22 protein-coding genes are annotated in these 24,473 nt (G+C 65.4%); 8 read left to right on the top strand and 14 right to left on the bottom strand.

The window, feature by feature from the left end; genetic code table 11:
* Positions 1 to 3: 3 nt before the first annotated feature.
* Positions 4 to 486, bottom strand: coding sequence for an MSMEG_0572/Sll0783 family nitrogen starvation response protein (locus tag QCE62_RS26785; protein WP_309817869.1), 483 nt, complete (start codon positions 484 to 486; stop codon positions 4 to 6).
* A gap of 388 nt (positions 487 to 874) precedes the next feature.
* On the opposite strand from QCE62_RS26785, the gene QCE62_RS26790 reads away from it, so the two are divergent.
* On the top strand, positions 875 to 2,266 hold the full coding sequence (locus QCE62_RS26790; RefSeq protein ID WP_309925036.1) for a PLP-dependent aminotransferase family protein: 1,392 nt from the start codon (positions 875 to 877) through the stop codon (positions 2,264 to 2,266).
* 12 nt (positions 2,267 to 2,278) lie between these two features.
* On the opposite strand, the gene QCE62_RS26795 is transcribed toward QCE62_RS26790, so the two are convergent.
* The 9 genes from QCE62_RS26795 to QCE62_RS26835 all read right to left on the bottom strand — a co-directional run bounded on the left by QCE62_RS26795 (position 2,279) and on the right by QCE62_RS26835 (position 15,165).
* Positions 2,279 to 2,701, bottom strand: a complete 423-nt coding sequence (locus tag QCE62_RS26795) for a hypothetical protein (RefSeq protein WP_309925038.1) — start codon at positions 2,699 to 2,701, stop codon at positions 2,279 to 2,281.
* Positions 2,702 to 2,794: 93 nt separating this feature from the next.
* On the bottom strand, positions 2,795 to 3,598 hold the full coding sequence (locus QCE62_RS26800; RefSeq protein WP_309925040.1) for a HipA family kinase: 804 nt from the start codon (positions 3,596 to 3,598) through the stop codon (positions 2,795 to 2,797).
* A gap of 161 nt (positions 3,599 to 3,759) precedes the next feature.
* Positions 3,760 to 4,629 carry a hypothetical protein gene (locus QCE62_RS26805; protein ID WP_409017917.1) on the bottom strand — a complete coding sequence of 290 codons (870 nt, stop codon included), beginning with the start codon at positions 4,627 to 4,629 and terminating at the stop codon, positions 3,760 to 3,762.
* A 26-nt stretch (positions 4,630 to 4,655) separates the two neighbouring features.
* Positions 4,656 to 7,085 carry an NfrA family protein gene (locus QCE62_RS26810; protein WP_309925041.1) on the bottom strand — a complete coding sequence of 810 codons (2,430 nt, stop codon included), beginning with the start codon at positions 7,083 to 7,085 and terminating at the stop codon, positions 4,656 to 4,658.
* Entirely contained in the window at positions 7,082 to 9,262 is a 2,181-nt protein-coding gene (locus tag QCE62_RS26815; RefSeq protein ID WP_309925042.1) for a glycosyl transferase family protein, read from the bottom strand. The genes QCE62_RS26810 and QCE62_RS26815 overlap by 4 nt, the downstream gene beginning before the upstream one ends.
* On the bottom strand, positions 9,259 to 11,511 hold the full coding sequence (locus QCE62_RS26820) for a cellulose biosynthesis cyclic di-GMP-binding regulatory protein BcsB (RefSeq protein WP_309925043.1): 2,253 nt from the start codon (positions 11,509 to 11,511) through the stop codon (positions 9,259 to 9,261). Before QCE62_RS26820 ends, QCE62_RS26815 begins: the two co-directional genes overlap by 4 nt.
* Before the next feature lie 677 nt (positions 11,512 to 12,188).
* Positions 12,189 to 12,500: a hypothetical protein gene (locus QCE62_RS26825; RefSeq protein ID WP_309925045.1), complete on the bottom strand. Its 312-nt coding sequence runs from the start codon at positions 12,498 to 12,500 to the stop codon at positions 12,189 to 12,191.
* Entirely contained in the window at positions 12,487 to 13,842 is a 1,356-nt protein-coding gene (locus QCE62_RS26830; protein WP_309925047.1) for an acyclic terpene utilization AtuA family protein, read from the bottom strand. The genes QCE62_RS26825 and QCE62_RS26830 overlap by 14 nt, the downstream gene beginning before the upstream one ends.
* A gap of 18 nt (positions 13,843 to 13,860) precedes the next feature.
* Positions 13,861 to 15,165, bottom strand: a complete 1,305-nt coding sequence (locus QCE62_RS26835; RefSeq protein ID WP_309925050.1) for a citrate:proton symporter — start codon at positions 15,163 to 15,165, stop codon at positions 13,861 to 13,863.
* Positions 15,166 to 15,265: 100 nt separating this feature from the next.
* Here QCE62_RS26835 and QCE62_RS26840 point away from each other — a divergent pair, with 100 nt between their 5' ends.
* Positions 15,266 to 16,156, top strand: a complete 891-nt coding sequence (locus QCE62_RS26840) for a LysR family transcriptional regulator (protein ID WP_309925052.1) — start codon at positions 15,266 to 15,268, stop codon at positions 16,154 to 16,156.
* A 54-nt stretch (positions 16,157 to 16,210) separates the two neighbouring features.
* On the opposite strand, the gene QCE62_RS26845 is transcribed toward QCE62_RS26840, so the two are convergent.
* A complete protein-coding gene (locus tag QCE62_RS26845) occupies positions 16,211 to 17,269 on the bottom strand; it encodes an NAD(P)-dependent alcohol dehydrogenase (protein WP_309925053.1) in 1,059 nt (352 codons plus the stop codon).
* Positions 17,270 to 17,677: 408 nt separating this feature from the next.
* On the opposite strand from QCE62_RS26845, the gene QCE62_RS26850 reads away from it, so the two are divergent.
* On the top strand, positions 17,678 to 17,974 hold the full coding sequence (locus QCE62_RS26850) for a hypothetical protein (RefSeq protein WP_309925055.1): 297 nt from the start codon (positions 17,678 to 17,680) through the stop codon (positions 17,972 to 17,974).
* On the opposite strand, the gene QCE62_RS26855 is transcribed toward QCE62_RS26850, so the two are convergent.
* A complete protein-coding gene (locus QCE62_RS26855; RefSeq protein ID WP_309925057.1) occupies positions 17,966 to 18,283 on the bottom strand; it encodes an HNH endonuclease signature motif containing protein in 318 nt (105 codons plus the stop codon). The genes QCE62_RS26850 and QCE62_RS26855 overlap by 9 nt on opposite strands.
* Positions 18,284 to 18,442: 159 nt before the next feature.
* Between QCE62_RS26855 and QCE62_RS26860 the strand changes: the two genes are divergently transcribed.
* Positions 18,443 to 18,745 carry a hypothetical protein gene (locus QCE62_RS26860; protein WP_309817900.1) on the top strand — a complete coding sequence of 101 codons (303 nt, stop codon included), beginning with the start codon at positions 18,443 to 18,445 and terminating at the stop codon, positions 18,743 to 18,745.
* Between the two features lie 4 nt (positions 18,746 to 18,749).
* Here QCE62_RS26860 and QCE62_RS26865 read toward each other — a convergent pair whose 3' ends face one another.
* Positions 18,750 to 19,961 carry a nitronate monooxygenase family protein gene (locus tag QCE62_RS26865; protein ID WP_309925058.1) on the bottom strand — a complete coding sequence of 404 codons (1,212 nt, stop codon included), beginning with the start codon at positions 19,959 to 19,961 and terminating at the stop codon, positions 18,750 to 18,752.
* A 337-nt stretch (positions 19,962 to 20,298) separates the two neighbouring features.
* Here QCE62_RS26865 and cyoA point away from each other — a divergent pair, with 337 nt between their 5' ends.
* The 4 genes from cyoA to cyoD are packed head-to-tail and all read left to right on the top strand — an operon-like array spanning position 20,299 to position 24,137.
* Positions 20,299 to 21,186, top strand: a complete 888-nt coding sequence (gene cyoA, locus QCE62_RS26870) for a ubiquinol oxidase subunit II (RefSeq protein ID WP_309925060.1) — start codon at positions 20,299 to 20,301, stop codon at positions 21,184 to 21,186.
* 3 nt (positions 21,187 to 21,189) lie between these two features.
* Positions 21,190 to 23,196, top strand: a complete 2,007-nt coding sequence (gene cyoB / locus QCE62_RS26875) for a cytochrome o ubiquinol oxidase subunit I (protein WP_309925062.1) — start codon at positions 21,190 to 21,192, stop codon at positions 23,194 to 23,196.
* Positions 23,197 to 23,805, top strand: coding sequence for a cytochrome o ubiquinol oxidase subunit III (gene cyoC, locus QCE62_RS26880; RefSeq protein WP_309925064.1), 609 nt, complete (start codon positions 23,197 to 23,199; stop codon positions 23,803 to 23,805). It abuts the gene before it with no gap.
* Entirely contained in the window at positions 23,805 to 24,137 is a 333-nt protein-coding gene (gene cyoD, locus QCE62_RS26885; protein ID WP_309925067.1) for a cytochrome o ubiquinol oxidase subunit IV, read from the top strand. The genes cyoC and cyoD overlap by 1 nt, the downstream gene beginning before the upstream one ends.
* Before the next feature lie 48 nt (positions 24,138 to 24,185).
* On the opposite strand, the gene QCE62_RS26890 is transcribed toward cyoD, so the two are convergent.
* Entirely contained in the window at positions 24,186 to 24,464 is a 279-nt protein-coding gene (locus QCE62_RS26890) for a helix-turn-helix domain-containing protein (protein ID WP_309925068.1), read from the bottom strand.
* Between the last annotated feature and the right edge of the window lie 9 nt (positions 24,465 to 24,473).

Raw genomic sequence — 24,473 nt, forward strand, 5'->3', positions numbered from 1 at the left:
TCGTCACACGGTCCAGGTATGGATGATCAGCGCGTTCTCCTTGCGATGGAGCAGCTGGATGTCCAGCACGTCGAGCGGATTGATCGGGCGGATGCCTTCGATGAGCGACGCCTCGCCGTGTCCATACAGCGCCTGCAAAGCGAAGCGGCAGGCGTAGACCTTGCCGCCTTCGGCCATGAACTTCTGCAGTTGCTTGTTGAAGTTGAGATGACCGGGGAAGGCTTCATCGCCGAGCGTCGGAAAGCCGCGCTGCAGACCGAGCGTGACGCCGGGGCCGTACAGCAGCACGGAGGTATCGAAGCCCTTGCGTTGCAGACGCGTGGCCTGCAACAGGTTCACGAAGCCGATCGACCCTTCGAACGCGACCGTGTGAAACGTGACGAGCGCTTTCTCACCAGGCTCGGCCTTCACGTCCTCGAAGACTTTCTCTTCGTAGTCGACCAGATAATCGCCGTTCTTGTGAAGCGGTTGATTGACTGCGGGCATGGCTTTCTCCGATGAGTGTGAGGTTCGATGCCGGTGCGCTCGTCCATGCAGCGCGTCGACGGGTCTTCAAACGCAACGGGTATGCCAATGATTGGCCCGCGAAATGCAATCACTTTGCAATCAAGCAAAACAAACTTGCTCGACGGAACCGAAAAATTTTTGCCTGAGCCTTGCTGGAAGGGCTTTATCGACGCAAGTGGGAGAAGGTGCGTGGATGGCGTTCGCACGATTTCAGCGCAAACGGGCGTGAGCATGGTGCGTCGTACACCGAAGACGTGCATCGATGCGATCAATGCAATCAAGTCCAATCTGCCGATGCGATCTTTTTCCCTTCGATAGTTTTGACATGCCAGGATCGAGCGAACCTGTTGCGAGGATCATCGCGGACATGAATCAGCCGGCACATCACTGGATCAGGAAGCTCGAAGAAAGCAGGAAGCCCGCTTACCTGACGATTCCCGATCTGATCGAGGAAGATCTCGCGAGCGGCCGTCTGCGGCCACGCGACCGGCTGCCCGGCCTGCGCGATCTCGCCGGCCTGCTGAGTCTCAACTACACGACCGTCGCGCGCGCCTATGCGGAAGCACGCAAGCGCGGCCTGCTCGACGCCCGCGCGGGCAGCGGCACCTTCGTGCGCGGCAGGACGCAGACCTTGCCGCTGGCGGGTGGCGGGAGCGTCGAGATGTCGATGAACATGCCGCCGGAGCCGCCCGCGCTCGCCGCGCGGCTGCGGGCTTCGGCGGCGCGGCTGATGGAACGCGCCGATCCGTTCCAGCTGCTGCGCTATCAGGATTTCGGCGGCTTGCCGGTTGATCGGGCGGCGGGACGCGACTGGCTGCGGCCGCGCGTGCCCGCCTGCGACACCGATACGGTGCTCGTGTGCCCGGGCATCCACGGGGCGCTGGTCGCGCTGGTGTCGCAACTGGCGCGGCCGGGCGAGATGATCTGTCTGGACTCGCTCGCCTATCCGGGCATCAAGGCGATTGCCTCGCAATTGGGCGTGCGTCTGCAAGCGCTGCCGCGCGACGACGAAGGGCCGCTGCCGCATGCGTTCGAGGCGCTGTGCAGGACTGAGAAGCCGGGCGGCTTCTATTGCAATCCGACCTTGCAGAATCCGAGCACGCTGACGTTGACACGCAGGCGGCGTGAGGCCATCGCCGACGTGGCGCTGCGCTACAACGTGCCGATCATCGAGGACGAGCCTTACGGCATGTTGCCGCCCGATGCGCCGCCGACACTGGCCGAACTCGCGCCCGAACTGACCTATCACGTGACCGGCTTGTCGAAGACGCTGGGCGCGGGCTTGCGCGTGGCTTACCTGAGCGCGCCGACGCCGCGCCAGACGCAGCGGATTGCAGGCGCCTTGCGCGCGACCTCGGTGATGCCGAGTCCGTTCACCGTGCTGCTCGCGACGCACTGGGTCAATGACGGCACCGCCGCCGACGTGCTGAACGCGATCCGTGAGGAAGCGGCCGCACGGCAGGCGATTGCATTGGCGGAACTGCACGAATTCGCCTTCGATGCCAATCCGTACGGTTTCCATCTTTGGCTGCCGGTGCCATCGGTATGCGACTGGAGCGCGCCGGAACTGGCGCTGCAGTTACGCAATCAGGGCATCGGAGCGGTGGCGGGCGCGGCGTTTTCGACCGACGGTAATCCGCCAAATGCGTTGCGTTTGTGTCTTGGTGGCCCGCAGGATCGCGAGGATTGCAGGGAAGCGTTGCGACGCGTGGCGGATATGCTCGGTGATCCGCATCACTTGCATGTGCCGATGTTGTGATGCGGGACGGCGTTATTGGAGCGACGGCAGCGCCCACTCATAGATTTCCTGAGCCAATTCGGTTTCGGACGGCAGGCTGACGACGCGGAAGCCGTCGCGCTTCAGTTTCCACGCCTGTTCCTCGATGACGTCGAGAATGCTCTTGTACTCACGTGCTTCGAGTTGCTGCTTGTCAGGCAGCAGCAGGAAAAGCCCCGTGTCCTTCAAGTTTCGAATCCGCGAATACGTGGTCAGGTCGCGGCTGGATTTGAGCACGTTGAATTCGACGGTACTGGCGTTCTTGTGGACAGCCGACACGACGCTTCCGCACGCTGTGCCGGTTTTCAGGTTGAAGTCGAGGAAGTGCTGCACGCCCCGGTCGTCCACGAACTCACCCGAACCGCTCTCCGTGCCAAGCACGAACTTCTCGTAGTCGAGATGGGCAATTCGCTTCAACTCCTCGTTCACGAAAAGATGGCTTGACGGTTGCCGTGGCCAGACGAGCCAGATGCTCGGGGTTCCCGAGGTCGCGGAAGAGGGATGAAAGATTCATGCGATCACCCCCAGCTTCTGCGCAAGCCAGCCCGGATTGGCACGGTAGGTCAGATAACCCATGATGCCCTGCGCCAGTTCGGGCGCGGCGCCAGGCGAAAGCACGTTGATGAACGTGCTCAATGAAGCCTGCACCGATGACAGCGCGCGTTGGTGCGTGTCCGCGGAAACGGCCATGGCGCTATGGAACGCCTTCAGCTCTTCCGAGGAAAGATGCTGCTGCGCTTCGTCGAGCAGACTACGAGAGGTATAGGAGACGCCCATGGATAGCCAGAGTATGTCGTGAAGCAAAGTCTCGTGGTCGATTGCAACGTAACTGCCGTTCGAGCTCCGGATGAGATTGCCGAAGTTGCGGTCACGGTTGTCCGTCCAGACGTCGAAGGCCGCCATGGAGCGGACGTCCTGGCTCCGCAGACAGCCTTTGCGCGAAAGCCAGAAGGCCCACTTGTGCACCTGCTTGACGGACTTCCCCGCAACAATCTCACAGCACCACGCGGCGCACATGTTCAGCCCGTTGGTCCAGTTGGGTAACGCCATGTTCTTTCGCAGTTGCTCGACAGGAACGAGCACGACTGCGCCGAATCCCGGCACCGGCACCCCCACCGATGCCGTCAGCACCCATCCCACCGCCTCGCACAAGAGCGCTGGCGTATTGGGCTTGAGAAGTTTCACGAAACAACTGCGCAACTGTCCGGACGCGTCGCGGATAGTGGTGAAATGGATCGTGTGGTTGGCCCCGTCACAGGCGGGAATGCCGCGAAATTCACACCACGCGGAGGCGTCGAGAAGAGGAACTGGCATTGCGGACCAACTCAGACATCCTGAAGGCCAAGGACTGACGTTTAAGGCATGGCATGCGCCATCGGGCTTTTAGAGCGTTCAATCTAGCATGTCGAGTTCAGCCGTCATCAACCATCCGCAACAACTTGAAGAATTCAGACTTTTCGCGTCACAACCCGTTATCACCGCTTCCCGTACGCATCCAGCAACTGCTGCACGAGCGTGTTCGACACATAATGCGGACCGTCGAAGAGATAAATCCGATAGCCCCGATACGCATCGATCTGCGGCTTCAGCTCCGCCACCGTAGCCGCGCGAAAACCCCCTCCCACCTGTGGCCGAAACGCCTCCGCGATGATCCTGACCCGCCCGCGCCCCAGCTTCGCCGCCAGTTGATCCGCATACTCCCGCGCCACGCGCGGCTCGCGCGCGTACACGCCACAACCATCCTGCAGCAGCACGCCGACATCGCGCGGCAGCCATTCATCGAGCCACGCGGCCAGCGCCGTGCCGCCCACATTGGCGCGGTCGTAGACGCTGATCCACAACGGCCGGGGCAGCGCATCCAGCGTCGCGCGCAACGCACCCGCGTTCTGCCAGGTCGGATCGATCTCGACAGGAAAGTAGTAGCCCGTGACATGCACCGGCGGACGCGCATCCACGAGCTGCATCGATTCGTTGAACAGCTGTGCCGTGTTCGCGCGCGCGGCAGCTTCGTCGAAACGGCCTGCCAGCCCGATGATGACGTCGCGCGCCCACGGCTCCTGCCCGATGCGCTCCCAGTCCGGCAGCCGTGCCGCCATGCGCAACCCGGTTCCCGGCAGGAAGGAGAGACCGTCCACCGCCGTCCACTGCACGATGAGTTCGTGCGCACCCAGCTTGTCCCAGTCGCCGTGCGGGTCCGCATGGGCGTTGTCGGGTTGCCAGACCATGCCGTGCACCAGCCGTGGCGGCGCGGTATCGGCGCAAGCAACGGAGAAGGCGCAGCACGCGGCCGCCAGCACGGCGCAGCGCGCGGCCATCAGCGGATGAAAATGCAGAAACGGGAACATGGCGCGGCAAGCGGAAGACAGTGGCGTCAGTACGAGAATACCGCACCGAAGAACACGCCTTTCGCGCGGTCGTCGCCCGCGACCCGGAAGCGGTATTGCACCGATACATCGACGAACGAGCGCGGCGCGTCATACCTGCCGCCGCGGAACGCATAACGCGCCGACACGCCCGCGCCGACGCCCACCGGCACGCTGTGATCGATCGCCGAGTCGTAGTCCATGCCGACCACCGCATGCGGAAACACGGTCAGGCGCGGACTGAGCGCATCCACGCGATAGCTGCGGCCGAGACGCGCGTTGGCCGTCGCGTAGCTCGAATGATTCGCGATGTAATGCCCCGCTTCGCCGTAGACCGTGCCGGTCCACCAGCTCGGCACATCGAGCCGGCGGGCGTCGCCGAAACCGTTCGAGTAGGCGGCGCGCGCCAGCCAGTCCGAGCGCACGTCCGAGCCGAGCGGCACGATCTTCTCGATGGCGAAGGTCGCATTGGCCGACGCAAACGGCTTCACCCGCGCGCCAAACGCCGCCTGCAAGGTCGAGGTTCCCGACGGGCCGCCGCCCTTCACGCCGAAGTTCTCGTAGCTGCGCGCATAGACTTCGAACATGCGGTCGCCGAGACTGCCGAACGGACGCCAGTACGCTTCCACGCCCGCCTGCCAGTTGTTCGACACGCCCGGCACCGGCGAGAACGCCACGCCCTGCTGCGCGCCATTGCCACGATAGTTCACCGCCGCGCTGAAGCCCCAGTTGCGCGTGGCTTCGGCGTGCGCGGCGCGGGCATCGTTCAGCGCCTGCGCGGAGAGCGCTTCGTCGGCGGGACCGTCCGCGCTGCGGTCGATGGCATGCTCCAGATAGCGCGCGCCCTCGCCCGCACGATGCATCCCGAGCGCCGCGTAACCCGCATCGGCTTGCGCGGATGCAGGCAACGTCCCGTCGCGGTCCGCACGCGCGAAGTAATCCAGCGCGAGCGCATTAGCCCCGGCGCGTTGTGCGACGAACGCCGCCTGCACGTCGGTCAGCGCATCGAGCAGCTGTGCGTCGATAACGCCGCGCGCCGCTTCCGACGCCTCACGCGTACGACCCAACGCCACGAGGTCGTCGATCAGCGCGATACGCGGTTGCGGATCGTCCGGCACGGCGGCAATCGCCGTGCGCCATTCGTCCGCCGCAGCACCGCGCTCGCCGCGCTGCTCCGCCAGACGCGCCGCGCGGGTCGCGGCCAGCGCCGGATCGTGCGCGTAGACATCGCACGATGCGCCGAATTCATCGGCGCGGCATTCGAAGGTCGGACCCGCCAGCGGATCGACTTGCACGGCTTGCGTCACGCCGCGCCGCGCCAGCGACTGCGCACGATGGCGGCGCAAGGCGATGGCGGCATCGGTGTCGTCCGCGGCCTTCGAGCGTGGCGGAGGCAGCGCATCGAGCGCGCCTTGCGCATCGCCCTGGGCCAGTCGCACGTCTGCGACGATGGTCCGCGCCACGCGGGCGTCGCGTTCCTGCCGTTCATCATCCGATGCAACCGACGCCGACAGCACCCGCGCGAAGTCGCCATCCGCGCCGCGCGCCGCACGCGCACAGCCGCGCAGCGCCCACGCAAGCGCATCGTCGGGATTCCGCGCGACGGCATCGCCGGCTACCGCTTCCACGCCCGCCAGATCATCGCGCGCGAACATCGTCTCGATCAGCTGCATGCGGTAATCCGCGCGCCACGGGGCATAGTCCAGCGCCTGCTGCGCGCGCCGCTGCGCTTCATCGAGATCGCCCTTCTCGCGCGCCGCATACGCCGCCCGCGATTCGGCCGGCGCGAGCCGGTCGCCAATGAAACGCCGCCGCGCACGCAAACCGTCGCTGTCGCCGAAACGCGCCGTCGCATCGACGGCGGCGGTCCACGCGGCGGCATCGTCGCCACTCGCCGCAAGGGAATCGATCAGCAGATCGCGCAGGCGCTCCACGTGTGGCGCGAGCCGCACCGCCTCGCGGCCCGCGCTTGCCGCGACTGCGTAGTCCTTCCGTCCATAAGCCCGATACGCAGCGCGCGCCGCCTCGAGCGCTGGCGCCGGCAGATCGCCCGGCACGCCGCCGATGCCGCCCGACGCAATCAGGATCCCGATCTGCCGGCGCCGCGCCGTCACCGCAGGCGTCGGCCCGAACTGTGCGACTGCGTCATCCAGCACGCGCCGCGCCTCTTTCAGACGCCCGCGCGCCGCCAGCGCATTCGCCAGCAGCAGACGCAGTTCGGGCACGTCGGGCCGCTGGCGGATCGCTTCGCGCGCGCCGGCGACGGCAGCGGCGTAACGGTGTTCGTCGTAGGCCGCGAAAGCCTCGCGCGCCACGCGATACGACGCGCCGCTCAAGGGCAGCGGCAAGTTCGCATCGGCTCGGGAAGCGTTCGGCGCGCACAGCGTCGCGGCGGCCCAGGCCGCGACGCCCAAGCGGCGAGAAAGACGCGCCGTCACGACTTAGCGGTCCGCGTGCGATGGCGGCGGCGCTGCTCGCCAATTGCGACGGTCAACGCCTCGTGCGTGATCACCCCTTCCGCCACCAGATAATCGCCGATCCGCCCATGCCGCTCCGGCCGATACTGCTGCAACGCCGTCTCGAACGCGCCGCGCGTGACGAGCCCCATCTCGATCATGAGGTCGCCGAGCAGCGGTACGCCGTCCGCGACGGGTTCATCGCCGGGTTCGGACAAGCGCTCGTCATCCGCCGCGTCCGGATGAACCAGCCGCCCGACCGCGCGCATCATCCGCAGGCCCGCCGTGATCTCGCTTTCGCGCACCACCTGCAAGCTCACCGCGCGCCCCGCCGCCGCGCTCAGTTCGGCGAGCGCGGCATCGTCGAGCAGGCTCGCGCAGACGAACAGCGCGTGACCGTTCGTATCGAAGCCCTGCGGCAGCGCGCGCAACCGCACGAGTGCATCCGGCCGCGCCACCTGGGTGAGGTCCATGCGCAGCGGATCGAAGCGGCCGCGCGGCAAGTCCGCCTGGAACGCGATCGCCTCCGCGAGCGTCTCTTCGTCGAGCCAGCCGCGCGTGATGAGCACGCGCCCGATCGGCGCCTCGCGCGCATGTTCGGTGCGGCGCGCCTCTTCGAGCCGCTCGGGATCGATCGCCTGCCAGGAGACGAGCAGTTCGCCCAGTTCCTGACGCGTGTCGCGCAGGCCTTCGTTGCTCGGGAAATCGTGCATGGTCTTGTCCCATGCGAGCCTGCGCCCCGTCAACGCATGCACGATGAACAGCCGCCACGCGCGCGACACCGCCATGAAGTTGATGACATTGCCGATCACCATGCGCGGCACCGAAAGCACGCCGTGCTCCCAGCCGTACAGGCGCGTCGTGAAGATGATGCGTTGCGTGACGCGCAGCACGAGCGCAATCGAATTCGCGATCAGCAGCGCCTGAAGCCATCCCGAATCGATGAACGGCGACGGAAAGAAGCGCGTGGCAATGCGAAAGTACGACGCCGCGGCGAACAGCATGAACTGCCCCGCGAGCAGATAGGCAAGCATGCCGACGAAGGCCGTCACGACGCCCTTGCGGTCGCGCAGCAGCAGATAGCGGTTCGCCAGCGAGCCGCTCCAGCCCGTCAGCGCCCAGCCTTGCAGGCCGATGCCGAGCGTCCAGCGCGCGCGTTGCCGGTAGGCGGTGCGAAAGGTATCGGGGAAGAACTCGCGCACGCACAGCGGCATGGTCATGCGGATCTCGCGCTCGGGCCCGAGGCCGAACCAGCCCTTGCGACGCGTCGTGAATTCGACCGGAAACAGCGGAAAGATGGACTGCATGCCGAGATTGAGAATGCGCGCGCCGATGTCGTAGTCCTCGGTCAGGCTCTCGGTATTGAACGGCTGCTGTTCCGTCTGCTCAACCAGCGCGCGCATGGCGCGACGCGAGAAGCACGTGCCCACGCCCGCCGAAGGCACCGCGCCCGCCAGACTCTCGCGCACCACGAGATCCTTCCCATGCCATTCGGCGAACTCGTCCATGTAGGTGCCCGCGACGAGTTCGAACCAGTGGCGTTCCAGCGACGCCACCGGCAACTGGATCATGTCCTTGCGCGGCAGAAGGTAATTGAAGAACTTCAGCTCGACGGGATGCAGCACGTCTTCGCTGTCATGCATGACGATGCCCGCGAACTCGATGCCCGCCTCGAACTCGTAATGCATGATGGCCTGCACGAGCCAGTTGAGGCAGTCGGCCTTGCAGGTCGGGCCGTCGTGCGGCACTTCCACGCGGTGCAGATGCTTGTAGCGATGCCGCATGCGCTCCACTTCGGCAATCGTCGCGGCATCGTTCTGATAAGTGCCGACGAACACCGTGTACGCGCGGTAATCCAGCACCCGCACGAGGTCCTCGATCATCGCGGCGATCACGTCCTGCTCGTGCCACGCGGGCACCATGATCGCGATGGGCTGTTCATCGCGCGCATAGAGCTGCTCGACCGTGAGCGGCGCGTAACGCCGCTCCACCGTCACGCGCCGCCAGAGCTTGCGCGTCCAGTACCAGACGTCGATGAAGAGATCATCCACGCTCGACAGCAGGATGATGGCCGCAACCGTCGCGGCCATGTACTCCAGTCCCTGGTAGTAATCGGCGAGCAGGATGCCGCCGTACCACCTGAGCGTCTCCAGCATCACGCGCGGTCCTCGTCCTGCGCGCGGCGCTGTTCGGCCTGATGTCTGCGCCGCGCCCGTCCCGCCAGCACGATCAGCGCGAGCAGCAGCACCACCAGCACGCCCGGAATGCCCCAGCGCGCCCAGTGATGCGTGACCCAGTCGGTGCTGCTTGCGGGTTCGTCGGAGAGTTCGTCGGGGTTGACGGTGTTGAACTGCTTGAGCACGCCGCTGCCGTCCACCACGGCGATATTGCCGCGCGAAAGCTGGAGCTTGTCGGTGAGCACGGGCGCCGCGCCTGCCGAGCGATAGACGATGCCGCTCTGCCCGCCCGCGCTCGCCACGCTCACCACCCCGACGCGCGAGAGACCCGACATGTCGAGCAGCGTGTCGCCGGAAGGCGAACTCAGCGACAGACGCTGCGCCGAATACAACGCGGGGTTCTTCTCGCCGTCGAAGCTCACGTCCGCGGCGAGGAACGGGCCGTCCGGCTGTGTGGCGGCCTGCGTGGACGCCACCGCGAATTTCGCGGTGGCCGGCGCGATGCCCGCCGCGCCGGTCAGCACGGCCAGGCGCGGCACGCTGGCGAGCGCGTCGTCGAGATAGGCGCGCGGCACATACACCGTCGCCGACGACGCATAGCGCGCCGCCATCCCCGCGAAGCTGTCCTCGGGCGTGGCCTTCGCGAGCCGCAGATGGCTGGTCGGCAGGACCGCGACCGGATACGCCTGACGCGCCTGGCATCCGGCATCCGGCTGACGGCGGAACGACACGCGCAACTCGTTGGTGCGCGCAAGCGCGTAGCGCGGGATCGACGCCACCAGCCGCTGGCGCGCGCCATCGACATTGATGAGACGCGCGCCGATCATCACGTCGTTGAAGTAGACCGTGGCGGTCGCGCCGCCGTTGGAGAGCGTCGGCGACGCCGCCAGATCCAGCACCACCTGCGCCGGCAGGCGTCCGTTGCCCGAGGCCGCGGCGAGGTCGAAGCGCGCGACCCACGAAGCGTCGGTCTGCACGTCGATGCTGCGCGGATCGCCGCCGAGATCGGCCAGCGGAATGTCGTCGCCGCGCGCCTGCTGCTCCACGTCGATGCGATGCACGATCACCCGGTCGGATACGTCGATGGGCCGCCAGCCATGCGCCAGCGCGCCGATGCCGCGCGTGTCGCCCACCACGATCAGCGCCCGTCCGCCCACGTGCGCGATGCGCACCTCGCCCGGCGCGAGCGGCGCCGTCAGTTGCGAAGCCGTGCGCTTGCGCCAGGTATCGAACGCGGCGAGCGCGTCGGCGGATGTGCCGGTCACTTGCAGCCGCAACGCATCGAGCGCCGCGCCGAGCGTGCGCCGCAGGGGTTCATCGGCGACCACCACGTCGGGACCGAACGCCGTGCGCGGACCCAGCGCCACCAGCGCGCCCAGTTCCGCCTGGTTCGCGAGCACATGCTTGCCGCCGCCGGCCAGCGCGGCGAATGCGGGGATCGCGCGCAGCGGCGCGGGAACGTCGAGCTCGCCCAGATCCACCGTATCGCCCGGCGCTGGCAGCGCCTGCATCACGGGCCGCTTGCCGTCGCGCTGCAAGAGCGCGTCGGTGCGCCATGCGGCATCGTAGGCGCTGCTCGACAGCTTGCGCCCCGACACCGCCAGCACCGGCGCATACGGCAACGCGCTCCATGCGGTGCGCAGGTCCTGCACGTCGGCCGGATCGAAGCGGAAGGTGAGACGCGTGCCCGGGTCCACGCGCAAGACATTGCCGATGGCCGTCTGGTCCGTGCAGTCGTTCTGATTGATCACCGACGCAAAGCCCAGTCCGAGCCGCACGAAACCGGCGTTGCGCGGCGCGCCGTCCACGCCCAGATTCAGCGACACGCCGCCTGCGTCCTGCGTGAAGGCGCGCGCCAGCACCGGCGAGCCGTCGAGCGAGAGCAGCATGGTCACGCGGCCGCCGTCGCCGCGCACATAGCCGCCGTCGAACTGTAGCGCGGCGTCCTTGAGCGGCACGCCCGCGGGCACGGGCAGGAAGAATTCGCGGCGCGTATCGGGCGCATTGAGCGCGACGCTTTCCAGCAAGCCGAGTTGCCTGAGCGTGACGGTGCGCGTTTCCTGCACATCGGCGGCGAGGTGAGAGAAAGCGTCCGCGAGGCTCGGGTCCGCTGGCGTCGCGGCGGACGCCAGGCGCGGCACGACGCTCGCAAACAAAACGCACGCGGCGATCAAGGTCCTGAAGGTACGTAAGGCGCCTCGTTGATGCCGCTTGAAGTTGTCGTAGATCAATTACTTGACTCGCATTTGACGCGATGCGGCGCAGTGGCGAAGTCAATGCGTCACCGGCGCCCGGTAGATACCGGTTGCCGCCGAGCGTGAATTGACATCGCGAACGCCGCGATAGCGTGAGACCCGAATTCTGGCGGGAATGACTCAGTGCTGGATGTTGCTCGACAGAAGCGTCGTGAAAAGCCGCGACGCGCTTCGATCAATACGTGAGGGAACGGCGCCCCCGTTGTTCCGGGAAGGCCAGCCGCAGTCGCGCGCACGGACAATCCGCAACGGCCCTGCGTGTCAACGAGATGGACGCCCGGATGGATTTCGGGCGATGACGGCTGGCCGCGCATGCCACGGAACGAATTGCCGACTGCTCGTTCCGCGCCCTCGTGCGCGACTTTGCCTCGACAGCATCGGGCGCTGACCCGAAGCCGGAAAACTGCGTTGTTGGCTTCGTTCTCATTGTCCAGACGACGACACAATCTTTTGACAAAACGGATTGTATTCAGACGTTTAAGGACAGCCAGACAACAAAAATGTAAAAAAGTCTAACGACAGCATCAGGGCGAGTATTGGCTATTTTTTGTCTATCTTCAGACAGAGCTTTTTACCTGTTTTGGCCGGGAAAGTTAGTTAGTCCCACGATCTGAAGATGCAATTCGCATGCGTATTCACTATTCATCCGCCCCTCACGCGGGCGCATCGATTTCAATGTCGAGTAACGCGGCGCTCACCGACTTGCCATGTGCATCGAGCGCGAGGGAACGCGTGACGCCGCCGCCGAGCGCGTGACTCAGCACGAAGTTGAACGCATGCAAATTCGGCATTTCATGGCGCACGACGGCGCCTTTCACGACGTCCGCGAGATGCGCCTTGACACGTTCCGGCGTGACTTGCTCGCGTACATGCGCGTAGTGTTGCGGGTCGTAGCAGATCACCGAGACATTGAGCGTGTTGCCCTTGTCGCCGGTTCGGCCGTGGGCCAGTTCACGCAGTTTCATCGTTTGTCTCCACGAATTCGAAAGCCGGGTTCACCTGTTCGCACGGCAACAGCACCGACTGCACGGCGATGACTTCACGCGTCGCCTTCGTCACGCCGCCGCCGCCTGCCGGACCGTTGGTATAGAGCGTCTCGACCTCGTTGCCGATGCGCGCCGCTTCGCGCGCGTTCGCCGCGCGTCCCGCCACGCGCACGCGGACTTCGTACGGTTCCGCGTGACCGGCGGCCAGCGTCTCGCCATACAGCGCGTTCACGCCGATCAGGTCGAAGCGCAGTTCGGACGTCTCGACGCCCGTGAGCGCGAGCCGTTCCCGCACGATATCGAGCGCCAGTCGCGCACGTGCCAGCGCGCCCGGTCCGCCATAGGAAATCTGTCCTTCGCCGATGAAGCCGTCCACATACGCCACCGATACCTTGAGCGTCCCGGTGCGTTCATGACCGCGCCCGCCCGTCACGCGCACACGGTCCGGCGCTTCCTGCGCGACGCGGACCTGGGTGAAATCGGCGACGACGTCCGGCTGGAGGTAACGCGCGGGATCGTGGATTTCGTAGAGCAGTTGTTCCTTGCAGGTCGCTTCCGTCACGCTGCCGCCCGCGTGCGGCACCTTGGTCACGACCACCGATCCGTCCGCGCTCACTTCGCCAATCGGAAAGCCCAGACGGGCAAGCCCGTTCACGTCCTTGCAACCGGGATCGGCGAAATAGCCGCCTGTCACCTGGCCCGCGCATTCGAGCAGATGACCCACGACCGTCGCCTGGCCGAGCGTATTCCAGTCGTCCATGCGCCAGCCGAATGCGTGGATCAGCGGCGCGGCGAACAGCGACGGGTCGGCCACTCGCCCGGTCAGAACGATGTCCGCGCCCGCAGCCAGGGCATCGACGATCGGCGCCGCGCCGAGATACGCGTTCGCCGAGACGATACGTTCGGCATAGCCGCCGACCTCGTCGTCCGATTCCTCGAAACGCAGCGGCGCGCTCAGCACGACGTCGAGCACGTCGTCGCCGGTCACGGCCGCGACCTTCAGCGACAAGCCCAGTTCGCGCGCGATCTCCGCTGTCCGACGTGCCGCCGCGCGCGGATGGGCTGCGCCCATGTTCGAGATGATGCGCACGCCGTTCTTCGCCGCGATGGGCAGCACGGCGCGCATGCGCGCTTCGAGCAAGGGGTCGTAGCCGGACGCCGGATCGTGGCGGCGCGACTGTTGCGCCAGCGCGATGGTGCGCTCGGCGAGACACTCGAACACGAGATAGTCGAGCGCGCCGTGCTCCGCGAGTTCGACGGCCGGTTCGATGCGGTCGCCCGAATAGCCCGCCCCTGCGCCAATTCTGATGATGTCCTTCATGACTTCGTCCAGTCCGGATTAAAGCGGAAACACGCCCAGCAGCACGCACGCAAGCGTCATGACGAGCGACGCGCCGAACAGCAGCGGGAAGGTGAATTTCTGATGGTCCGCGAGATCGATGCCGCACAGGCCGACAACGAGAAAGGTCGCGGGCGTGAGCGGACTCACGGGAAAGCCGGTCGTCATCTGTCCGAGCAGCGCCGCCTGGCCGACGTGCACCGGCGCGACGCCCAGTTGCGACGCCACTTCGGCAATCACCGGCAGCACGCCGAAATAGAACGAATCGGGATCGAACAGCATGGAGAGCGGCATCGACAGCACGCCGAGCACGACGGGAATGTGCCCCGCCATCGCAGGCGGCACGAAGCCGACGGCCGCCTGCGCCATCGCCTTGAGCATGCCGCTGCCCTGCATGACGCCGGTGAACACGCCCGCCGCGAGCAGGATGCCGGCCATCATCAGCGCGGCGCGAGCGTGCGCGTCGATGCGTTTGCGCTGCATCTCGACGTTCGGGTAGTTCACCATCAGCGCGATGCACAGGCCCACCATGAACATGATCGCGGGCGGGATCTTCTCGCCCATCACGACCATCGTGCCGAGCACGATGACCGTCAGCACGATGTTGAACCAGAAATTCTTCGGCCGGCGCAGCGCCTGTTCCTCGGGCGTCAGTTCGCGCTTCGGCAGCGGCACGGCACCGCTCGCGCCCGAGTAGCCGAGGCGCTTTTCCTCGCGTCGTCCGAGCCACCACGCCATGCCGAACACGAACACGAGACCCACGGCCTGCACCGGAATCAGCGGATTGAACAGCGCCGAGATGGGCAGGTGCAGCGAGGCTGACGCGCGGATCATCGGCCCGGTCCAGGGCAGGAAGTTGATGCCCGCCGCCATGGAGACCGCCGCCGCCAGCACGCGCTTGTCCATCTTGAGGCGTTCGTAGAGCGGCAGCATCGCCGGGATCGTGACGAGGAAGCAGACCGCGCCGGAGCCGTCCAGATGGATCAAGAGCGCGAGCAGCGTCGTGCCCATGACGATGCGCGTCGGCTTCGTGCCGACCGCGCGCAGGATGCGGTCGATGATCGGATCGAGCGTGCCGGCGTCGGTAATCGTGCCGAAATACAGGATCGCGAACACGAACATGCCGACGACCGGCGCGAGACTCTTCAGGCCATCGATGACGAACTTGCTGGTCTGCAGGCCGAAGCCGCCGAGCAGCGACGCGGCAATCGGCACGATGATCAGCGCGACGAGCGGCGACATGCGTTTTGAGAGGATCGCCCCGAGCAGGACGACGATGGTGGCCAGGCCGAGCAACGGCAGCATGAACATGTCTCCGAATCTTGTTTTTTGATGCCGTTCAGCGTAAGTTCGCTGCAGCGATAACACAATTGAAATGATTTGATCGCAGCCATCACATCTCATAATGGATCTGAATCTTCGCGACATCCGGGCGCTGGTCGCGGTGGCGGACACCGGCAGTTTCACGCGCGCGGCGCAGCGGCTCAATCTGTCGCAACCGGCGCTGACCGTGCAGATTCGCCGGCTGGAAGAGGCGGTCGGCGCGCGGCTGTTCGATCGCAATAGCCGCAACGTCGCGCTGACGCCCACCGGGCGCGAACTGCTGCCGCTGCTGCGCAAGTCGCTGAACGACATGGAGAACGTGCTGCGCGACGCCCGCGCGCTCGGCGAAGGCGGCAGCGGCACCATTCGCCTGGCGTGCCTGCCCACGTTCGCGGCAAGCATGCTGCCGGAGCTGATCATCGGCATGAAGCGCGAGGTGCCGCGCGTCGCCTTTCAGATCCGCGATGTCGTGGCGAGCGCCGTCAACGCGCTCGTGCGCAGCGAGGAAGCGGATATCGGGCTGACAGGCGGCGAGGTCGCGGACCCGTTGCTGGAGGTGCTGCACGCGGGCGTCGACCGGCTCGTGGCGGTGTGTCCGCGCGGCCATGCGCTGGCGCGGAAGCGGCGCATCGGTCCGGAAGATCTCGCCCGCGAGCCGCTCGTGCTCACCGCGCCGGGCACCAGCGTGCGCGCGGTCGTCGATGCCGCGCTCGGCGCCACGGGCGAAACGCTGGAGATTGCCTGCGAGCCGACTTACATGATGACCGCCGTCGCGATGGTGCGCGGCGGCCTCGGCGTGACGATCCTGCCCGAGACGGCGCGCGAGGTGCGCGCGGAGCCGGGGCTCGTCGTGAAAGCCATCGATCACCCGGCCTTCGTGCGGCCGGTCGCGCTCATCCGGAAGAAAGGCCGGACCTTGCCGGCGGTGACGGAGCGCTTCGTCGAAAGACTGCGCGCGGCCATCGCGCAGTGATTCATGCTCGTGCAGGCGCGGCAGCCTCCGCCGCGCCTGCCATGGCAACGCTGCTTAGCTCGGCATTGTCGACATGTCGATCACGAAGCGATACTTCACGTCGCTCTTCAGCATGCGCTCGTACGCGTGATTGATTTCGTCCATGCGGATCATCTCGATGTCGGAGGTGATGCCGTGCTTGCCGCAGAAGTCGAGCATCTCCTGCGTCTCCGCGATGCCGCCGATCAGCGACCCGGCCAGCGCGCGCCGCTTGAAGATCATGTTGAACACCGCCGGCGACGGATGCGGATGCTCCGGCACGCCCACCAGCGTCATGGTGCCGTTGCGCTTGAGCAGCACCATGAACGGATCCAGGTCGTGCGACGCGGCCACCGTGTTCAGGATGAAGTCGAAGCTGTTGGCGTGCGCGGCCATCTGGTCCGGGTCCTTCGAGATCACGACTTCATGCGCGCCCAGGCGCTTCGCGTCCTCGATCTTGCCCGGCGACGTCGTGAACAGCACCACGTGCGCGCCCATCGCGGCGGCGATCTTGACGCCCATGTGTCCAAGGCCGCCCAGTCCGACGATGCCGACCTTCTGCCCTTTCTGCACGTTCCAGTGACGCAGCGGCGAGTAAGTCGTGATGCCTGCGCACAGCAACGGTGCGACAGCCGCGAGTTCGAGATTTTCCGGCACGCTCAGCACGTAGGCTTCATCGACGACCATGCTCGTCGAATAGCCGCCGAAGGTCACGCCGCCGGACTGGCGGTCGGGCGAGTTGTAGGTCTGGATGAAGCTGTCCGGACCGTCGCAGAACTGTTCGAGGCCTTCCTTGCAGGCGTCGCAGACGCGGCAGGAATCGACCATGCAGCCGACGCCCGCGAGTTGCCCCACCTTGAACTTCGACACGTCCGCACCGACCTCGACCACCCGGCCGACGATCTCATGCCCCGGCACGATCGGATAGTTCGACGCGCCCCATTCGTTCCTGGCCATGTGCAGGTCCGAGTGGCAGACGCCGCAGAACAGGATGTCGATACGAACGTCGTTCGCCCCGACCTCGCGCCGCTTGATTTCGAGCGGACCGAGCGGTTTGTCGGCTGCGGCGGCGGCATAGGAATACGCTTTGTACATGGTCTGGTTCCCTCCGGTATTTGCATCTTTTGCGAACGAACGAGCATCTTTCCACGACGGAAAAACGTGACCGCTGCAAGGTGACAGGGTGATGTTATGTGCGACAGCGAACGTTCGCCATGACGCTGCGTGCTTCTGGCGAACGCCGTGCGGATCGCGCCGATGTTTCGGCGGCCATCCGCAACGCCAGTACTGTATGCCTATAGGGGAATTTCTGCCGGGACGGTTGGACATTCGCGGCGCCGCTGGAGAATCCGGCAATCGCGCCCCCGGGTCCGATCCCTGCTAAGGCGGGACTGGCCGTTTTCGCACGTTGTGGTTCAGAGTGGTCAGCAACGCGAAAGAAGGCGCGCCGGGCAATGACAAAGCAACGCGACAAAGCAACGCACAGAGAGAGACCAAGAGACCATGAAAGCGAAGGCCATCACGGCGAGCATCGACATGCCGGGCGGCGCGGTGAGCGCCGAATTCCACATCGATACCGGGCGGCTCAGGATTTTCGAGCGCGGCCTTTTGCGTGTCGAACTGTTTCAGCCGCACTCGTGGTTCGCGGTGGCGTCGGTGGCGGGCAACAGCCGCTGGGGCACGCGTCCTTGCGAAGCGGATCTGAAGCTGGTCGTCGAGAGCTTCATCCTGCAACGCTTCGGCATGGCGGCTTACCGGCGCGAGACGCCGTGCGTGCGCGAGGTGCCGGTGTCAGCGTGAACGTGAACGCCGCGTGCGCTGATAGAAGCTGTCCGGCTTGGTCTTCACCCACTCGACAAACCCGCGCACCGCTTCGTGCGCGAGCAGCGCCTCGACGGTCGAATAACGCTGCGCCAGTTCCTTCTCCGTGAAGAGCGCATGCAATTGTCGATGACAGATGCGATGCAGGACGGCGGTCTGCCTGCCGCCTTGCGACTTCGGCACGAGATGATGCAGGTCGCGTTCGGCGGGCGGCACCAAGCGCCCGCACAGCGCGCAGACTTCTTCCTCTGGCGGGCGATACCACGGTTCAGGCAAGCGTCTGGCCATGACGTGACACCCAGCGATCGGTTTGCATGGATCGAGTCTACGCTTCGATGCCTGTTCCTGCGTCCGGCCGTTTTAATTTGCGCGCGCCCGTGGCACCATGAAGACGCTGTGCATTGTTCACTGTTCACCGTCCACGCAGTGCCTGAGCCGGGAGAAGCCATGGAAGTGACCATCAGCGAATTGACGGGCATGCTCGCAGAACTCGAACGCGAAGATCCGGTCGACTACGGCGATCTTCCCTTTGCAGAACCCGAACTGCGCAGCCTCGTGATGACCGCGCTCGTGGACAAGCATCGGAAGCTCCAGTCCAGCGGACTCAATCCCGGCGACGTCAATCTCACCTACATGCTCACCACCGCGCTGCTCGTGCTGGAAAACCTCGTGCTGCATACGCGGTTGTTGCTGCTTCAGGGACAGCGCATCGACGTGAATGCGCTGTTGCGCAAGTATTCGGGCGGCTGACGGCTCAGCAGCCTGCGGGCGTGGCCTGGGTCGCGCCGTGGGTCGCGCCCGTCAGCAGCACCTCGATCAGATCGCGCACGCTGCGAATCGCCGCGCCGAACGGCAGCCGTTCCCTGCCGCGAAAGAACAGCCCGTTGCCCACGTCGCCGCGCAGCGCCGCAGCCAGACGCGTATCGATGCAGAAGTGCCCGAATTTCTCGATGCCGTCGCGCAGGCCGCACGCGCTCAGGCAGTCGAGCGCCGTCGGACAGGCTTGCGGGCGCGTGCCGATCTTCGCCCGGATGCGCTCTTCGTTGCGCAGATAGCGCATGAGCCACGGCGTCTTCACGGCCCGCGCGGGCAGCCCGGTGACGCTGACGAATTCGACGATATCCTCCGGCCGCGCCTCCGCCAGCACGCGCTTGAAGGCCGGATGCGCATCGCCTTCCTCGGTGACCGCGAACGGCGTGCCGAGCTGCACCCCGTTCGCGCCCGCGCCGAGCCATTGACGCACGGCTTCGTGTCCGTCGATACCGCCCGCGACGATCACCGGCACGTCCGCACGCGCCAGCCCGAGCGCGGCGAACGATGCATCCAGTTCCGCCAGCACGCGCTCGAAGCCGAAGCGTTCGTCGTGCATGTCGTCGAGCGCCGCCACGCCCAGATGTCCGCCCGCGTGCGCCGGATGCTCGATCACGACGGCATCGGGCAGCCTGCCCTTCTTCATCCACTTCCGAAGCACGAGCGTAACGCCACGGCTATCGGAAAGAATGGGGATCAGCGCGATGTCATGACCTTGCGTGAGATCGGGCAAGTCGAGCGGCAGACCCGCGCCCATCACGATGGCGTCCGCGCCGTGCTCGCAGGCAGTACGCACATAGTCGGCATGGGCGCTGACGGCCTTCATCACGTTCACCGCGAGCATGCCGCGCCCTTCCGACACGACGCGCGCCGCCTCGATCTCGCGTCCCAGCGCGATCAGGTTGGCGCGTTCCAGCGTGGCGCGCGACGGGTCCGCGCGGCACATCGCGAGCAGGTCTTCATGGTGATGACGCAAGTCGATGCTCGCGATCGTGCCCATTGCGCCCTCGCGCGCCACGCTGCCCGCGAGCCGATGCGCCGAGATGCCGACGCCCATGCCGCCCTGCACGATCGGCAGCAGCCTGCGGCCGCGTATCACGAGCGGGGCGAACGAATGAACATGAGAGGTCGAGGCGGAGTCGGGATGCAGGTTCATGACGAGGCAATGGCGGCAAGATGCTGCGGATCGTAGCCGCGCGGTCTTCGTCACGACAAGCCCGCGCCGGACACATCTCTTGACGTTCATCAGAGGCACGGCGCCTCGGCCAAATATTTTTATTACACCTGCGCGCATCGCGACGCGTTGTAGACTCGCCGCTGTTTCGCGAAACGCCTTGAAGATCCGCGACACCCTGTCGCATCCCATTGATCTGAAACAAAATTTCAACCATTCGCGTCATCACGGGCGACCGTCGGTGGCATGATCCTGACGCGGCGCAATGCCGTTCAACGGCGTTCCTCCAACGCCTCGATCATCGAAACAAGCGAATGCAATGAATGACACTACTCAACGTTCCGCTGTACCCGCGCTGACGGCGTTGATGCTCGCCGCCGGCCTCTCGGGATGCAAGCTGGAAGTCCTCGATTCCAAAGGCGCAATCGGCGTGGCCGAGTCCTCGCTGATCGCCACCGCGACCTACGCGATGCTGCTCGTCGTGATCCCGGTGATCCTGCTCACGCTGTTCGTCGCCTGGCGTTATCGCGCGTCGAACACGAAGGCCACGTATGCGCCGAAGTGGGCGCACTCCACGGCCATCGAAGTGGTCGTGTGGGCCATTCCCGCGCTCATCATCCTGTATCTCGGCATCCTCACGTGGAAGACCACGCACGAGCTCGACCCGTACAAGCCGTTGAACTCGCAGGTCAAGCCGATCAACGTCGAAGTGGTCGCGCTCGACTGGAAATGGCTCTTCATCTATCCGGACCTGGGCGTGGCCTCGGTGAACCAGCTGGCGTTTCCGGTGGGCACGCCGGTGAACTTCCGCATCACGTCGGATTCGGTGATGAACTCGTTCTTCATCCCGCAACTGGGCAGCCAGATCTACGCGATGGCCGGCATGCAGACGCGCCTGCATTTGCAAGCCGACCACGCCGGCGACTACGCAGGCATCTCGGCCAACTACAGCGGCGCGGGCTTCTCCGACATGAAGTTCCGCGCACTCGCCCTGTCTCCCGCCGACTTCGACGCGTGGCTGAACAAGGTCAAAACCGCGCCCGAGACGCTCAGCATGGATGTCTATGCAGGCGTCGCGCGTCCGAGCGAGAAGGTGGCGGTGCGTTACTTCTCCACCGTCGATCCGCGGCTCTTCAACAACATCGTCGCCAAGTACAACGACGGCCGTTTCGACGTGAACGGCAACTACTGCGTAACCAAGGGGTAAGCCATGTTCGGCAAATTAACGCTCGAGGCGGTTCCGTACCACGAGCCCATCATCATGGGGGCGACCGTCTTCATGGCGATCGCGGCGCTCGGCACGGCCGGCCTCATCACCCGGCTCGGCAAGTGGGGCTGGCTGTGGCGCGAGTATCTGACTTCGGTCGATCACAAGCGCATCGGCGTCATGTATCTGGTCGTGGCCGGGCTGATGCTCGTGCGCGGCTTCGCGGACGCCGTCATGATGCGCATCCAGCAGGCCATCGCGCTCGATTCGCCGGGCTACCTGCCACCGCATCATTACGACCAGATCTTCACCGCGCACGGCACCATCATGATCTTCTTCATGGCCATGGCGCTGCTGGTCGCGTTCTTCAACCTGATCGTGCCCTTGCAGATCGGCGCGCGCGACGTGGCCTTTCCGTTCATCAACTCGCTGTCGTTCTGGATGACGGCCGTGGCGGCCATCCTGATCAACCTGTCGCTGTTCGTCGGCGAGTTCTCGGCCACTGGCTGGCTCGCCTATCCGCCCTTGTCGGAGACGCAGTTCAGTCCGGGCGTCGGCGTGGATTACTACATCTGGGCGTTGCAGCTGTCGGGCGTCGGCACGCTGCTGACCGGCGTGAACTTCTTCGTGACCATCGTGAAGATGCGCGCGCCCGGCCTGACGTGGATGAAGCTGCCCGTCTTCACGTGGACCGCGTTCTGCGCGAACGTGCTGATCATGGCGACGTTCCCGATCCTGACCGTCGCGCTCGCGCTGCTCGGCCTCGACCGCTATGCAGGCATGCACTTCTTCACGAACGACGGCGGCGGCAACCCGATGGTCTACCTGAACCTGATCTGGGCCTGGGGGCATCCGGAGGTCTACATCCTGGTTCTGCCGGCGTTCGGGATCTATTCGGAAGTGGTCGCGACGTTCTCGAAGAAGCCCTTGTTCGGCTATCGCATGATGGTGTACGCCACCTGCTGCATCATGGTGCTGTCGTTCCTCGTGTGGCTGCATCACTTCTTCACGATGGGCTCGGGCGCGAACGTCAATGCCTTCTTTGGCATCATGACCATGATCATCTCCATTCCCACCGGCGTGAAGATCTTCAACTGGATCTTCACGATGTACCGCGGCCGCGTGCAGATGACCTCGCAGATCATGTGGACCATCGGCTTCATCGTGACCTTCACGCTGGGCGGGATGACGGGCGTGATGCTCGCGATTCCCGGCGCGGACTTCGTGCTGCACAACAGCCTGTTCCTGATCGCGCACTTCCATAACGCGATCATCGGCGGCGTGGTGTTCGGCTACTTCGCGGGCGTGTCGTACTGGTGGCCGAAGGTCTTCGGCTTCAAGCTCGACGAGAAGCTCGGCAAGAAGGCCTTCTGGTGCTGGTTCGTGGGCTTCTTCGTGGCTTTCGTGCCCATCTACATTCTCGGCTTCATGGGCGCGACGCGCCGCCTGAATCACTACGACAACCCCGCCTGGCAGCCTTACTTCACGGTGGCGGCGATCGGCGTGGGCATCATCGCGCTGGGCGTGGTGTTCCAGGTCGCGCAGATCGTCGTCAGTGTCTTGCGCCGCAATCAGCCCGCCTATCGCGACGTCACCGGCGACCCCTGGGATGGCCGCACGCTCGAATGGACCATGAGTTCGCCGCCGCCCGCGTACAACTTCGCGCGCGTTCCGGCAGTGCGCGCGCTGGACGACTTCGCTCAAGCGAAGGAAACCCGACGCGTCGATACCCGTCCGTACGCCGACATCCACATGCCGTCGAACACGAGCGCGGGCTTGTTCATTGGCCTCTTCTCGCTGATGTTCGGCTTCGCGGCGGTCTGGCAGATCGCCTGGCTGGCGGCGGCGGGCCTCGTGGGCGCGGTGGCGGTGGTGATCGGCTACAGCTTCCGCGACAACGCCGGCTTCATCATTCCGGCGGCCACGGTCAGGTCGATCGAAGAACCGAACGCGCCGCGACCGCCCGTCAAGGCCGGCGCGGAACGGGAACTGGAAATGGAGGTGCTGTAAATGTCGCAATCGACACTGTCCGCGCACGGCGCGCACGACCACGGGCACGAACATCAGTCGCACTCGGTGTTCGGCTTCTGGGCTTACCTGATGACCGATTGCGTGCTGTTCGCGTCGCTCTTCGCTACCTTCGCGATGTTCGCGATGCAGACCGTGGGCGGGCCTACCGGCAAGGACCTGTTCAACCTGCGCGACGTGGCGCTCGAAACCAGCCTGCTCCTGACGAGCAGCCTGACTTTCGGTTTCGCGATGATCGCCGCGATGCGCCAGCGCACCGGCGCGGTGCTCGGCTGGCTGTTCGTCACGTTCGCGCTCGGCGCGGGCTTCCTGTGGCTTGAGCTTAACGAGTTCGCGCACCTCGTCGCGGAAGGCGCGGGGCCGCAGCGCAGCGCGTTCTGGTCGGCGTTCTTTACGCTCGTCGGCACGCACGGCCTGCATGTGACGGTCGGCTTGCTCTGGCTGGTGGTGCTCGTGATTCAGATGGTGGGCAAGCGCAAGCTGAGCGAACGCGACCTGCGCCGGCTCGCCTGCCTGAGTCTCTTCTGGCACTTCCTGGACATCGTCTGGATCTGCGTGTTTTCCTTCGTCTATCTCGGGAGCATCGTCTGATGGCTCATTCGCACGGCAATTCAAGCGATTTCCCGCACGTCACCGCGCGCGGGTATCTGATCGGCTTCGCGCTGGCGGTCGTGCTGACCGTGGCGTCGTTCTGGGCCGCGACGTCAGGCGCGTTCAGCGGGGAGAAGGCGATCGTCATGCTGGCGGTGCTGGCCGCCGCTCAGGTCATCGTGCATGTGGTGTTCTTCCTGCACGTGAATGCGTCGACGGGGCAACGCTGGCATGCGTTGTCCTTTGCCTACACCATTCTGATGTCGCTGATCCTGATCGTCGGCACAGTGTGGGTGCTGCATAACGTGCATGCGTTGATGATGGCGCGTTGATTCAGCGCACGACAGCGTTTTCCGAGACATTGTCCCGGAAATCGCTGTTCACAAACCGCTCCGCAACTCCGCGATAAACGCCCCGATCACCTCCTCGTTGCGCGACACGATGATGAACTGGCCCACGTGCCGCGCCACGAGCAAGCCGGCCTCGATCATCGCGGCAACGTGCGCGGAAATGGTCGACTGCGACAGACCGCTGCGCGCCTGAATCGCCTTGATTGGCAGGCCGCTGCCGAACGCGCCTTCCGGCTCCTTCAGCCACGTCAGAATCTCGCGCCGCACCGGACTGGCGAGCGCCTTGTGGATCAGATCCGCATTCATCATGTCCCTCGC

The sequence above is a fragment of the Caballeronia sp. LZ033 genome (assembly GCF_031451265.1).
Lineage (GTDB): Bacteria > Pseudomonadota > Gammaproteobacteria > Burkholderiales > Burkholderiaceae > Caballeronia.